The following is a 13650-nucleotide window of genomic DNA, read 5'->3' as shown; positions in this document are numbered from 1 at the left end:
CTTGGGGCGCTCTACTGAACGTTGGAGCCGAAGCAATGATTGCTTCCTGATCTTATACTCGGGAACCCCGCCTGCGGATATTTCAAGAACGATGGTTATACATCCGGTCAGCGCCGAGGCGGCGTCGACGGGGGAGCGGTGTGTGAGAGGTCTGGGCCAAAATGTTCATTGATAAGATATTGTCACGTTTCAAGATCAAGACGAAGGTTCTGATTTTCGTCCTGCCGTTCGTTATCAGCATTTCCGCCGTGGGCCTAACCGGGCTTTACGCATCAGGCCTGCTCCAGGGGCGCATGGAGATTTCCAACAGCGTCCTACAGTCGCTGACGGGATTCAAGAATCTCTATGGCTCGATGGATGATTTCCTGCGCATCACCAACGCGCAGCAGCGCGACAAGCTCTATGAAGACATCAAGTCGCAGCAGAGCGTGCTCAATTCGACCCTCGGCCAGCTCGGCGATGAGGCGGAAGGCCGCGACAACCTGACCGGAGCCGCCGCCAAGACAGCCGACATGTCCAACCTCGTCGGCCGGCTCTGGTCGCTGCACGAGCAGGAACTCTCGCTGCGCAAGACGATCGACGACGCGCAGCGCGCTTTGATCAGCGCCCGCTTCAACGTCAACTTCAACAGCCAGCAGCTTGAAGACCAGATGCGCCAGGATCAGGCGGACGCCACCTCGACCCTGCGCTCGGCCGACCGGCTGCTGAAGGGCGGCGATCTGCTGGTCTCCGTGACGGAGGATTTCAACAAGGCGGCGACGCCGGCCGACAAGGTCAAGCTTCTGAAGGATCGCCTGCCGGACCTGAACAGGGCGCAGCGCTCCATCGATCTCGCATTGCCGCAAAACCAGAAGAGCGTCGTCCAGTCGCTGGTGAGCACGATCAAGGATCTCACCGCTTTCACCGAAAGCACCGACGTTCCGACCGATGATACCGTTGCCAATATCAGCAGGCTGCTGTCGCGCTTCCGCCAGACTTCGACCTACACGCAGCTGACGGCGACGCAGATGATGCGTCAGGCGACCACGACCTTCGTGTCGCTAGATGCTCGCGTCGCGCAGACCAATTCGGTCCTGCAGGATACGCGACGCCTTGAAGACTCCATCTATTCGCTGCAGCTCGTGCTTGCCGATTTCAATGCCAATACCAACAAGGACAATCTCGTCCGGCTGCATCAGGAAGTCTCCAAGCTCGCCGGTGACATCGATACTCTGAATCAGAGCGCCAAGAGCATGGATTTTGCCGGCGATATCGACTCGGCCATTCGCCCGGCGATCCAATCCATGGATGATGCCGGCGGCAAGCTGGTCGGTACCATCACGCAGCGCATCGGCGAATATGCGACTGCCCGCCAGCAGCTCGATCAGGTATGGAGCGAGCTGACCGCATTCGCCGAGACGCAGAAGCAGAGCGCCGGCACCGAACGCAATCAGGCGAATTATATTTCCATCCTGGCAACTGCTCTCGGCATCATCCTTTCGGTTGCCGGCGGTATCGCGCTCGTCCTGACCCTGCAGCGTCCGATCGGCCAGATCACCGCCGCCATGCGCCGCATCGCCGACGGCATGCTGGAGACGTCGATCTCCGGCGAGCAGCGCCGCGACGAAATCGGCGACATGGCCCGCGCTCTCGGCATCTTCAAGGAAAACGCCATTTCGAAGATCCGCATCGAGGAGCAGAGCGACGAGGAGCGTACAGCCGCAGAGCATGAGCGCCAGCGCAACGATGCCGACAAGCGCGAGCTCGACCGCCAGATCGACTATGCCGTCAGCGAGCTTGCCGCCGGTCTTGAGCGTCTTGCCCAGGGCGATATCTCCGCGACGATCGATACCCCGTTCATCGGCCGTCTCGAGCAGCTCCGCCAGGATTTCAACAGCTCCCTGTCGCGCCTGCAGCAGACGCTGAGCCAGGTCCGCAGCAATGTCGAGATGATCCAGAGCAACGGCGCGCAGATGGCGGCCTCAGCCGAAGATTTGTCGAAGCGCACCGAACAGCAGGCCTCTTCGCTGGAGCAGACCGCCGCCGCGGTCGACCAGATCACCACGACGGTCCGTTCGTCCGCCGAGCGCGCCAAGGATGCGGATGCGATCGTACGCGAGGCCAAGCGCAGCGCCGATGACAGCTCCGTCGTCGTCGGCAACGCCATCGACGCCATGTCACGCATCGAGGACGCCTCCCGTCGGATCGAGCAGATCATCGGCGTCATCGACGAGATCGCTTTCCAGACCAACCTTCTGGCGCTCAATGCCGGTATCGAAGCCGCCCGCGCCGGCGAGGCCGGCAAGGGCTTCGCGGTCGTCGCCATGGAGGTGCGCGAGCTTGCGCAGCGCTCGGCCGCTGCCGCCAAGGAAATCAAGGGGCTGATTAACAAGTCGACCGAGGAGGTCAATTCCGGTTCGCAGTTCGTGCAGGAGGCCGGCTCGGTTCTCGCGCAGATCAGCAGCCAGATCGTGACGATCAGCCATCATGTGGAAATGATCGCCCGCGCCAGCCACGATCAGGCAAGCGCCCTGCAGGAGGTCAATTCCTCGGTCAACCACATGGACCAGATGACCCAGCAGAATGCCGGCATGGTGGAAGAGACCACGGCGGCGAGCCGAGAACTCGCCGGCGAAGCCGATGCCTTGTTGCACCTCATCCTGCAGTTCAAGATCGAGGCCGGCTACAGCGTAAACTACATGCGAGAGCAGGCGGCCTGACCGCAGTAATCATTGCCATCACAGGCGGGTTGGCCGATTTCCGGCGGATCCGCCTTTTTCATTGCTTCGTGACGGCTGCCTAAGGCGGCAAGCATCCGTCCGATCCAAATGAAGAGGCGCGGGGGCTCAAGCCCATAGTCGAGATAGAACAGATCCTCGTTTCGGCGCCTTTGTTCTTCGCGCGCCAGGTTTTGTATTTCCAAGGCTCTCGCCAGTGCGATGCCGTCCATCATGAGATGTCTCCTTCCTGTGAGGCATCCCTTCAACTACACATCGGAATTTTCTTTATAAACAGCCGTTTTCACCCTATGTTTTTCAATTATGAAAAATACGACATGGGATTCCTATCAGCTCTTTCTCGATGTCGCCCGGGGCGGTGGCCTCACCGGCGCCGTCGCGTCGAGTGGCCTCAGCCCGGCGACCATCGGCCGGCGCATGCTGGAACTGGAAGCGCAGATCGGCCGCCCGCTGTTCGAGCGCAGCCAGGCGGGTTACGCGCTGACGGGCGACGGCCAGGCGCTGTTCGATCAGCTGTTGGAGATGGAGGCCGCCGCCCGCAAGGTCGATAGCTGGCAGCGCGATGCCCAGGGCATGTCGGTCGTGCGCATCGCTGCTGGCACATGGGTCGGCTGGCTGCTCAGCCAGAACATGCCGACCATCTGCTCGGAGCGGGATAGTTTCCGCATCGACCTTTACCTTGGCGAGCGTCGCGCCAGCCTCGCCCATCGCGAAAGCGATATCGGCATCCGCGCCTTCGAGCCGCAGGAGACCAATCTCGCGGCGATCAAGACCGGCGATGTTGCCTATGCCGCCTATCAGGCCCGCAACATGCGTTTTTCCGGTCCGGCGCGCTGGATCGCGGTGGCGGAGGAGGAGGCGGTGTCGGCCTATCTGCGCTGGCCGCATCAGAACAAGCGCGAGGAAATCGCCTTCACGGTCAGTCGCCCGCGCTCGCTGCACGATCTGGTGCTCGCCGGGTCCGGTATTGCCGTGCTGCCCTGTTTCGTCGGCGATCAGGAGCCACGGCTGGCGCGCGTCGGCGAGGAAATCGCCGCGCTGCGCCATCGGCAATGGATCGTCATGAACAATGCCGACCGTCATCGCCGGGAAATCCGCACCGTGGTCGACCGCATGGCCAAGCTGTTGAAAAGCCATTCCGAACTGTTTGCCGGCAAGCGCCCGACCTATCTGTGAAAGAACCGGCGGCAACGGACCGCCGGTTCACTCTTCCTCAGCGCGCGGCGTCGCCCCAGCGATACTCGACCGTGGCGTCGTCGAGCTTCGCCTTCAGCTCCGGATCGAGCTTGAGGTCGATAGCGGCCAGCGTATCCGTCAATTGATCGGGACGGCTAGCGCCGATGATGGCCGAGGTGATGACCGGATTGGCTGCCACCCAGGCGACGGCAAGCTTGGTGAGCGAATGGCCGGCTTCTTCGGCGATGCCGCGCAGCTTTTCGATCGTCGCGAATTCGCGTTCGTGCCAATAGCGCTGCAGATAGTTGGTGCCGGCGTTGCGCAGCTGCGAACTGAAACGGCCTTCTGTCGGCGCGACATCATGCTTGTGCTTGCCGGTGAGAAGACCGCCGGCGATCGGATTATAGGGGATGACGGCGATGCGCTGCTCTTCGGCAAGCGGCAGCAGTTCACGCTCGATCTGGCGGAACAAGAGATTGTAGCGCGGCTGCACCGAGACAAAGCGGGCGGTGCGCAGAAAATCGGCGCGGCCGAGCGCCAGGGCCAGGCGATAGGCCAGAAAATTCGATACGCCGACATAGCGCGCCTTGCCCGAGCGCACGATGACATCGAGTGCCTCCAGCGTCTCGTCGATCGGCGTCTCGCGATCATCGGAATGCAGCTGGTAGAGGTCGACATAATCGGTGTCGAGGCGCCGCAGCGAAGCGTCGATAGCGTCGAGAAGATGTTTGCGCGACGCCCCTTGGTCCCAGGGAGACGGCCCGACCTTTCCGACGGCCTTGGTTGCGACGATGAAGCGGTCGCGCTTGCCCTTCAGCCAGCGCCCGACGATCTCTTCGGTGCGGCCGGCAAGCTGCTCGCCGCCGCCGAGCGGATAGACATCGGCGGTGTCGATGAAGTTGACGCCGGCATCGGCCGCCTTGTCGAGGATGGCATGGGCGATGTCTTCCTGCTCGATCTGCAGGCCGAATGTCATCGTGCCCAGGCACAGGCGCGAGACGCTGAGACCGGTATTGCCAAATTTCTGATACTGCATGATGAGCCCCTGATGATGGGTTTGAGTTTGCCCGCGGGCGGGATGGCGAAGCGGGTTTGAGACTGCTCGGGGAGGAGAACAGCTTGATGTTAGCAAAGCTGGTTTCCGTCTTCACCTGTGAAGCGGGCCTTGAGTTCACAATCGCGTGCGAACCGCATCGTCTCCTGGCCGGCCTCTTTCCAAAGCGATCAATCGCCTTCGGACAAAACCGCTAAAGCTCATGCCGGCTTGCTTTTTCCCTTGTAGCCTTCCGATTTCCTTTCTAGTCTAACGGGAAAAACAGAGGGTTGGGTATCGTCGGGATGCCCTTGAACAAAACAGGAGAGACTATGAAGTCCATGTTCGCACGGCTTGCAGCAACGGCTTTCGCGGTCGTTTCGCTGGCAACAGTCGCTCAGGCAGAAGACAAGGTCGTCAATATCTATAACTGGTCGGATTATATCGATAATTCGATCCTTGCGGATTTCACCAAGGAAACCGGCATCAAGGTCGTCTACGACACGTTCGACCAGAACGAGACGCTGGAAACCAAGCTGCTGGCCGGCAAAACCGGCTACGACGTCGTCGTCCCGACGGCCTATTTCCTGCAACGCCAGATCAAGGCCGGGGTATTCCAGAAGCTCGACAAGTCGAAGTTGCCCAACATCTCCAACATGTGGGATACGGTGCAGCAGCGCATCGCGACCTATGACCCCGGCAACCAGTATGCCATCGACTATATGTGGGGCACCAGCGGCGTCGGCTACAATGTCGACAAGGTGAAGCAGATCCTTGGCACCGATGCTGCACCCGACATCAACGTGATCTTCGATCCGGCGCTCGCGGCCAAGTTCAAGGATTGCGGCATCTACGTGCTGGATTCGCCGACGGACGTCATTCCGGCCGCCTTGCGTTATCTCGGTCTCGATCCGAATTCGACCAAGCAGGAAGACTTCAAGAAGGCTGAGGATCTCCTGACCTCGATCCGCCCCTTCGTGCGCAAGTTCCATTCCTCGGAATATATCAATGCGCTCGCCAACGGCGATATCTGCATCGCCTTCGGCTATTCCGGCGACGTGCTGCAGGCCCGTAACCGTGCCGCTGAAGCCAAGAACGGCGTCAACATCGGCTATTCGATCCCGACCAAGGGCGCGCAGATGTGGTTCGACGTCATGGCGATCCCGGCCGATGCGCCGCATGTCGAAGAAGCCCATATCTTCCTCAACTACATCATGAAGCCCGAAGTCATCGCCAAGGCCAGCAACTTCACCGCATACGCCAACGGCAACAAGGCATCGCAGCAGTTCGTGAGCAAGGACGTGCTTGATGATCCGGCCGTCTATCCGACCGATGCGGTCCGCGAGAAGCTGTTCACGCTGACCCCGTGGGACGCGAAAACGCAGCGCGTGGCAACGCGCTTGTGGACAAAGGTCACCACAGGCCAATAATTCGAAGCGGCCCGGACGGCAACGTCCGGGCCTTTCCTTATGAGGATAGTTCAGGAATCACGAGCGCGCCGGGACGGGGAAGAGCCGGCGCCGAAGCATTTCTAGGAAATTGCGCAGCGGTTTTCCGTCCGGAATGCGGAAATGCTCTAGGCAAGCCCATCAGGGCATCCATTTGGGGATAGATGATGAAGTCACTCGGTAATATCCGGCGTTCTTTTGCTCCTTGGACCGATCCTTCGGCCAAGCCTTACATTTCCTTCAAGAATGTGACGAAGAAGTTCGGTGATTTTACCGCCGTCGACGACCTCTCCCTGAATATCTACAATCGCGAATTCTTCGCCCTTCTCGGCGCCTCCGGCTGCGGCAAGTCCACGCTTCTACGCATGCTCGCCGGTTTCGAGCAGCCGACGACGGGCGAGATCGTGCTCGATGGCCAGGATCTGGCCGGCACGCCGCCTTATCGTCGCCCGGTCAACATGATGTTCCAGTCCTATGCGCTGTTTCCGCATATGTCGGTTGAGAAGAACATTGCCTTTGGTTTGCGGCAGGATGGTATGCCGAAGGCCGAGATCGACGACCGCGTCGCGCAGATGCTGAAGCTCGTCAAACTCGAGCAGTTTGCCAAGCGCAAGCCCAACCAGCTTTCCGGCGGCCAGCGTCAGCGCGTGGCGCTCGCCCGCTCGCTTGCCAAGCGACCGAAGGTGCTGCTGCTCGACGAACCCCTGGGCGCGCTCGACAAGAAGCTGCGCGAGGAAACCCAGTTCGAACTGATGGATCTGCAACAGAACCTGGGGCTCACCTTCGTCGTCGTCACCCACGATCAGGAAGAGGCGATGACCATGGCTGATCGCATCGCGGTGATGAGCCACGGCAAGGTGGTGCAGGTGGCGACGCCGGCCGAGATCTACGAGGCGCCCAATTGCCGTTTCGTCGCTGACTTCATCGGCGATGTGAACATCCTCGATGGCAATGTCACGTCGTCGCAATCGGGCATCGTCGAGATCGCGGTTGATGCGGGCTTCACCGTGCGCACGGCCGCCGGCGATACGCCATCGGCCGGAAGCCGCGCCAGCCTCGCGATCCGTCCGGAAAAGCTCAGGGTGTCGCCGCGGCCGCCCGCCAATGCATCCCTCAACGCCGCCGAAGGCGAGATCTGGGACATCGCCTATCTCGGCGACATGACCGTCTTCCACGTCAAGCTGAAGAGCGGGCAGGTCGTGAAGGCATCGTCGCTGAACGCGGTTCGCGCCGTGGAAGAGCCCTTCGCCTACGACCAGGACGTCTGGGTCTCCTTCGACGAAAATGCCGGCGTCTTGCTGAAGGATTGACCATGAGAGCGCTCGGTTCCCTAATCTATCAGCGCCTCGTCATCATCGTCCCCTACACGTGGTTGCTGCTCTTCTTTCTCGCGCCCTTCCTCATCGTCTTCCGCATTTCGCTGTCGACGAAGGCCCTGTCGGTGCCGCCCTATGACCCGTCCTTCGCCTGGAGCGACAGTTTCGCCGACTGGTGGGACAAGCTGCAGACCATGTCGTTCGACAACTACGTGTGGCTGACCGGCGACCCGCTCTACATGAACGCCTATATCGAGAGCCTGCAGATCGCCGGCATCTCAACGCTTCTGACGCTCATCATCGCCTATCCCATCGCCTATGGCATGGCGCAGGCCCCGCGCACGATCCGCCCGACCCTGTTGATGCTGGTCATCCTGCCCTTCTGGACGAGCTTCCTGATCCGCGTCTATTCCTGGATGTCGATCCTGAGCACCACGGGGCTGTTGAACCAGCTGCTGATGGCGCTCGGTATCATCCACCAGCCGCTCGTCATCCTCAACACCAATACCGCCGTCTATATCGGCATGGTCTATTCCTACCTGCCGTTCATGGTGCTGCCGCTTTATTCTTCACTTGAGAAGATGGACGGCACGCTGATCGAGGCGGCGCAGGATCTCGGCTGCACGCCGATCGGCGCCTTCTGGCGCGTCACGTTTCCGCTCTCCATTCCGGGCGTCGTCGCCGGCTGCATGCTGGTCTTCATTCCGGCCGTCGGCGAATTCGTCATCCCCGATCTGCTGGGCGGCTCGCAAACGCTGATGATCGGCAAAGTGCTCTGGACGGAATTCTACAGCAATACCGACTGGCCGCTGGCCTCGGCGGTGGCGACCATCCTGCTTCTGGTGCTGGTGGTGCCCATCGTCTTCTTTCAGCATTTCCAGGCCAAGGCCGACGAGAAGGGGAGATAACCAATGATCCGCTGGTCCCGCTTCAATATCGTCTCGGTCACGCTCGGCCTGGCTTTCCTTTACCTGCCGATCCTGCTGCTGGTCATCTATTCCTTCAACAGTTCGCGCCTCGTCACCGTCTGGGGCGGCTTCTCGACACAGTGGTACGTCCACCTCTTCAGCAATGACGTCATGCTGAGCGCCGCATGGCTGACGGTGCGCATCGCGCTGCTGTCGGCAACCATTGCCACCGTGCTCGGCACGTTCGCGGCCATCACCTTGGTCCGCTACACGCGCTTCCGCGGCCGTATCCTGTTCTCGGGGATGATTTACGCGCCGCTCGTCATGCCCGACGTCATCACCGGCCTGTCGCTGTTACTGCTCTTCGTAACGTCAGGCGTCGACCGTGGCTTCTGGACGATCGTCATGGCGCATACGACGCTGACCATGTGCTTCGTCGCCGTCGTCGTGCAGTCGCGCCTTCTGACCTTCGATCGCTCGATCGAGGAGGCGGCGCTGGATCTGGGCGCGCCGCCGGTGCGCACCTTCTTCGAGGTGACGCTGCCGATCATCGCGCCGGCCGTCTTCTCGGGCTGGGTGCTGGCGCTGACCCTCTCGCTCGACGATCTGGTGATTGCAACCTTCGCATCCGGCGCCGGCGCCAAGACGCTGCCAATGCTGATCTACAGCCAGGTCAAGCTTGGAGTAACGCCGGAAATCAACGCCATCTGCACCATCCTGATCGGCGTGGTCGCCGTCGGCGTCATCTGCGCCTCCATCGTGACCAAGCGTCGCGAGGTTCAGCGGCAGCGGGATGAACAGGCCGCCGCCGCGGCCTGAGGCCGACGAGGCAGGCTATTGCTGCGGCTGTGCCGGCTTCTGCAGGAGTGTCGCAACCGGCGAAATCACCGGATTCGGCCAGCTGCCACCGATGAAGAAGGGCAGCATCGGCAGTTCGTCGGCATCGGAGGGCGATGTCGCCTCGATTGCGCCGGAAAGCGCCAGACCGTTGGTGCGGAACGGAACGACGCCATTGAAGCTGATCGTTTCGTTGCGGCCCGTGATGGCTGCATTCTGCACCTCGGCAGAACCCTTGGCGAAACTTGCATCGACATTGATGCTGTCGAAGTCGAAGGATGAATCGGCGATGTCGCTCATCCGGAAGAAGGCCTTTTCGGCGGCAAGCGTCCGGAAGGTTGAGATATCGAACTGGCGAAACGACCCTGCCGACGACGTGAAATGCAGGGTGCCGGCGACGTCGCTGAGGTTCGCAACCCAGATCGGCTTGGTGGTGCTGAGCGAAAGATCGAGCGACGCCGATGACGGCATCGGCAGCGGACCTATCAGCTTCAGCCGCGTGAAGAGACCGCCGAAATCCGCATTTCGGATCGATATCTGCAATTTGCCGCCGCCGTCGAAATCGCCCGGAGCGACCTCGAGATGCGCCGTCAGCGACCCGCTTTCGAAGCCGCTGTCGCCGATGTCGAACTTGGCCTTGCCGCCTGCCACCAGCAGGCTGGCGCCGATATTCTCGAACCGGAAGGGCCCCAGAGCCGCCTTGTTCGATGAAAGGCGCATATCGAGATCGAGCCGCTGCAACGGATTGCCGTTCAGCAGCGCGTCGATGGCGGTTTCGGCCGCAAGACGCATGGAGAAGGCGGCCAGAAACGGATTGAGGTTCATCTGGTCGAAGGCTAGTGTGCCGGAAATCTTCGGCTTGCCCGCTTTGGTGTAGTTCAGGTCCATGATGCCGGAGGCTGTGGAATCATTGATCTTGAAGCTGAGATTGTTGAAGCGCAGGCCGTTGTCGATCGCCGCGATATTGGCGCTGAGCGAAATATTCTTGAGAGCGTCGGCGGCCGGCAGGCGCTGGCCGCTCCAGGCGATGAAGGAAGGCACATTCGGCACGCTGAGGTCCAGGTTGCCCGACAGAGCCGAGAAGTCCGATATGCTGGTGACGCCGGTATAAGTCCAGCTGATCACCGGCGAGACGAAGCTGGTCGTGGTGTTCACGTTCTTGCCGGCAAAGAAGAGCAGCGGCTGCGCCGAATCGAAATTCAGCTTGATGTCCTGGCCGTTGAAGCGGGCAAGGATGACGGCGCTCAGCGCCTGGGAAAGCCGCGGCCAGGAGATGTCGGCATTGACCGCGCCCAGCTTGTAGATGTTGCCGCTGCGCTCGTCGGTCATCTCGACGCTGCCGTCCTCGATGGTCAGCATGCCGATGGCGGCGTCCTGATCCTTCCGCATCGGCAAGCCCTGGCCGGAAGACGTTTCCACCTGCTCGATCGCCTTGGAAAGACGGCCTTCGTTCGTCCAGTCGATCAGGCCGTTTTCGTCACGGCGGATATAGAGGATGGGGCGCAGGAAATGGAATTCGTGAAAATGCGCGTGCCCCCGGATCGCCGACCACAGGGAGAAATCCGCTGAAAGACTGTCGACATGGCCGAGGACTTTGCCGTTGCGCGTCGGCTCGCGGATAGTGACCTGATTGAGAGTCACGCGCGGCGTCGGCCAGAATTCCAGCGTCGGATCGCCCTCGATCTGGGCGCGATATCCCGTCCAGTCCGACAAGGCCTTCTCGATGCCGGAGCGCACCAGCCCACTTGAAATCAGGAAAGGCGCGGTCGCTCTGAAGACAGCGAACACGATGAGGATCGTGAGAAGAATGATGCCGGTCGTGCGAGCAACGGCAGGCAGCCAGCGTGAGGCCGAACGCATCGTCAACCGCCATCTATTGTTTTTCGAAGCTCTCATGATCCCGTGGAGACTCTTGAACTGATAGGGATAATCTGCCTGAGTTTGCCGGATATAGGAAATGTTTGTCGGATGCAAACACCACGCACTGGCAATACCCACAACACCGTGATTTTATAATGCGCTGCAGCATCGCTATATAGAGCGAAAAGCGGGAGAGAGAAATATGCAGGATCAGCAGCCGCTCTGGACGCCGACGGAGGAGTTTCGCCGCCAGAGCCCGATGTTTGCCTTCATGCAGGAGTGCAACCGCCGTTTCGGCCTGTCGTTGTCCGACTTTGCCGGCCTCCACGGCTGGTCCATTGCCGACCGCGAAAACTTCTGGTCGGCAGTCTGGGATTTCTGTGGCGTGAAGGGCAGGCGGGGCGAGCGGGCGCTGATCAATGGCGACCTCATGCTGGAAGCCCGCTTCTTTCCCGATGCCGAGCTGAACTTCGCCGAAAACCTTTTGTCGCGCAGCGGCGAGGGCGATGCGCTTGTCTTCTGGGGGGAGGACAAGGTGCGCGATCGCTGGTCATGGGATCGATTGGCCGCGATGGTATCCCGCCTGCAGCAGGCCTATCGCGCCGAAGGCGTCGGCAAGGGAGACCGCGTGGCGGCGATGATGCCGAACATGCCGGAAACCATCGCCTTCATGCTGGCGGCCGCGTCGATCGGCGCGATCTGGTCTTCCTGCTCCCCGGATTTCGGCGAGCAGGGCGTCATGGATCGTTTCGGCCAGATCGAGCCGAAGCTCTTCATCGCCTGCAGCGGCTATTGGTATGGCGGCAAGCTGCAGGACATCACCGCCAAGGTCAGTGCCATTGCCCAGCGCCTGAAGGCGCCGACTGTTATCGTGCCTTATGCCGGCAATGCCGAGGTGGTCGTCGCAGCAACGCCGGGCGCGCGGACGCTTGAAGATCTGGTCGCGCCCTTCGAGCCGAAGCCGGTCGAATTCGAGCCAGTCTCCTTCTCCCATCCGCTGTTCATCCTGTTTTCCTCGGGCACCACCGGCGTTCCGAAGTGCATCGTGCATTCCACTGGCGGCGCGCTGCTGCAGCTCATCAAGGAACATCGCCTGCATTGCGGCGTCGTGCCGGGGGAAAAGGTCTTCTATTTCACCACCTGCGGCTGGATGATGTGGAACTGGCTGGTGACCGGCCTTGCCGCTGGCGCGACGCTCTGCCTCTATGACGGATCGCCCTTCGCCCCCGACGGCAACATCCTCTTCGACTATGCTCAGGAAGAAAAATTCGCACTCTTCGGGACCTCGGCGAAATATATCGATGCCGTGCACAAGAGCGGCCTCACGCCGAAGACCTCGCATGATCTTTCAAATCTGCGGTTGATGACCTCCACCGGCTCGCCGTTGTCGCCGGAGGGCTTCTCCTTTGTCTATGAGGGCATCAAGGACGACATTCAGCTCGCCTCCATCTCCGGCGGCACCGACATCGTTTCCTGCTTCGTGCTCGGCAATCCCCTCCAGGCGGTCTGGCGCGGCGAGATCCAGGGGCCGGGCCTCGGCCTTGCCGTCGATGTCTGGAACGACGAGGGCAAGCCGGTGCGCCAGGAGAAGGGTGAGCTGGTCTGCACCAAGGCCTTCCCCTCCATGCCGGTCATGTTCTGGAACGATCCGGAGCGCGCAAAGTATCGCGCCGCCTATTTCGAGCGTTTCGACAATGTCTGGTGTCATGGCGACTTCGCCGAGTGGACAGAGCATGGCGGCCTCGTCATTCACGGCCGTTCGGACGCGACCCTCAATCCCGGCGGCGTGCGCATCGGCACGGCCGAGATCTACAATCAGGTCGAGCAGATCCCGGAAGTTCTCGAAGCGCTCTGCATTGGCCAGGAATGGGACGATGACGTGCGCGTCGTGCTCTTCGTCCGCCTCGCTTCCGGCGTTTCGCTGACCGAGGAACTGGTCAAGACGATGAAGACTCGCATCCGCACCGGCGCTTCTCCGCGTCACGTGCCGGCCAAGATCATCGCCGTTGCCGATATTCCCCGCACGAAATCCGGCAAGATCGTCGAGCTGGCGGTGCGCGAAGTCGTGCATGGCCGCCCGGTCAAGAACAAGGAAGCGCTCGCCAATCCGGAGGCGCTTGATCTCTTTGCGGAGCTCGAAGAGCTCAAAAGTTAAGGTGGGCCTTAAAACTGAGGGGCAAACGATGACCCTCATTTGGTAACTTGCCGTTAAGAAAGCTTGGTCAAAGGTAAAAGCCGACTTGAGACCGTTCGCATGAGCTGGAGCGGATTGGAGCTGCCCTTGGCTCCCGAGACATGAAGTTTGCCGACTCGAGCTTGCTTTCGACAGCATAAACTTCAAAGGCAGCGCGATTC

Annotated in this window: 10 protein-coding genes; 7 read left to right on the top strand and 3 right to left on the bottom strand. The window is 60.9% G+C overall.

What is annotated here, in order from left to right; genetic code table 11:
- Window positions 1-161 precede the first annotated feature (161 nt).
- Window positions 162-2699, top strand: a complete 2538-nt coding sequence (locus BJ928_RS04185) for a HAMP domain-containing methyl-accepting chemotaxis protein (RefSeq protein WP_047628004.1) — start codon at window positions 162-164, stop codon at window positions 2697-2699.
- On the opposite strand, the gene BJ928_RS04180 is transcribed toward BJ928_RS04185, so the two are convergent.
- Entirely contained in the window at window positions 2675-2932 is a 258-nt protein-coding gene (locus tag BJ928_RS04180) for a hypothetical protein (RefSeq protein ID WP_047628003.1), read from the bottom strand. The genes BJ928_RS04185 and BJ928_RS04180 overlap by 25 nt on opposite strands.
- 88 nt (window positions 2933-3020) lie before the next feature.
- Between BJ928_RS04180 and BJ928_RS04175 the strand changes: the two genes are divergently transcribed.
- Window positions 3021-3893 (top strand): LysR family transcriptional regulator, encoded by an 873-nt coding sequence (locus BJ928_RS04175; RefSeq protein WP_047628002.1) that lies wholly within the window; start codon window positions 3021-3023, stop codon window positions 3891-3893.
- A gap of 37 nt (window positions 3894-3930) precedes the next feature.
- On the opposite strand, the gene BJ928_RS04170 is transcribed toward BJ928_RS04175, so the two are convergent.
- Entirely contained in the window at window positions 3931-4929 is a 999-nt protein-coding gene (locus BJ928_RS04170; RefSeq protein ID WP_047628001.1) for an aldo/keto reductase, read from the bottom strand.
- A gap of 338 nt (window positions 4930-5267) precedes the next feature.
- Between BJ928_RS04170 and BJ928_RS04165 the strand changes: the two genes are divergently transcribed.
- The 4 genes from BJ928_RS04165 (at window position 5268) to BJ928_RS04150 (ending at window position 9417) form a co-directional block, all read left to right on the top strand.
- Window positions 5268-6356, top strand: a complete 1089-nt coding sequence (locus BJ928_RS04165; RefSeq protein ID WP_245432243.1) for a polyamine ABC transporter substrate-binding protein — start codon at window positions 5268-5270, stop codon at window positions 6354-6356.
- A 185-nt stretch (window positions 6357-6541) separates the two neighbouring features.
- Complete coding sequence (locus BJ928_RS04160) at window positions 6542-7684, top strand: ABC transporter ATP-binding protein (protein ID WP_047627999.1); 1143 nt, start codon at window positions 6542-6544, stop codon at window positions 7682-7684.
- A gap of 2 nt (window positions 7685-7686) precedes the next feature.
- Entirely contained in the window at window positions 7687-8598 is a 912-nt protein-coding gene (locus tag BJ928_RS04155; protein WP_047627998.1) for an ABC transporter permease subunit, read from the top strand.
- 3 nt (window positions 8599-8601) lie between these two features.
- Complete coding sequence (locus BJ928_RS04150) at window positions 8602-9417, top strand: ABC transporter permease subunit (protein WP_047627996.1); 816 nt, start codon at window positions 8602-8604, stop codon at window positions 9415-9417.
- Window positions 9418-9432: 15 nt separating this feature from the next.
- On the opposite strand, the gene BJ928_RS04145 is transcribed toward BJ928_RS04150, so the two are convergent.
- The gene (locus tag BJ928_RS04145; protein ID WP_047627995.1) at window positions 9433-11331 is read right to left on the bottom strand and encodes an AsmA-like C-terminal region-containing protein; all 1899 of its coding nucleotides are present in this window, start codon (window positions 11329-11331) and stop codon (window positions 9433-9435) included.
- 166 nt (window positions 11332-11497) lie between these two features.
- Between BJ928_RS04145 and BJ928_RS04140 the strand changes: the two genes are divergently transcribed.
- A complete protein-coding gene (locus tag BJ928_RS04140) occupies window positions 11498-13450 on the top strand; it encodes an acetoacetate--CoA ligase (protein ID WP_047627993.1) in 1953 nt (650 codons plus the stop codon).
- Window positions 13451-13650: the final 200 nt, after the last annotated feature.

Source organism: Rhizobium sp. WW_1 (assembly GCF_003610155.1).
Taxonomy (GTDB): domain Bacteria; phylum Pseudomonadota; class Alphaproteobacteria; order Rhizobiales; family Rhizobiaceae; genus Rhizobium; species Rhizobium tropici_A.
Note: the sequence above shows the minus strand (reverse complement) of the source record. Positions and strands in the feature narration are given on the sequence as shown.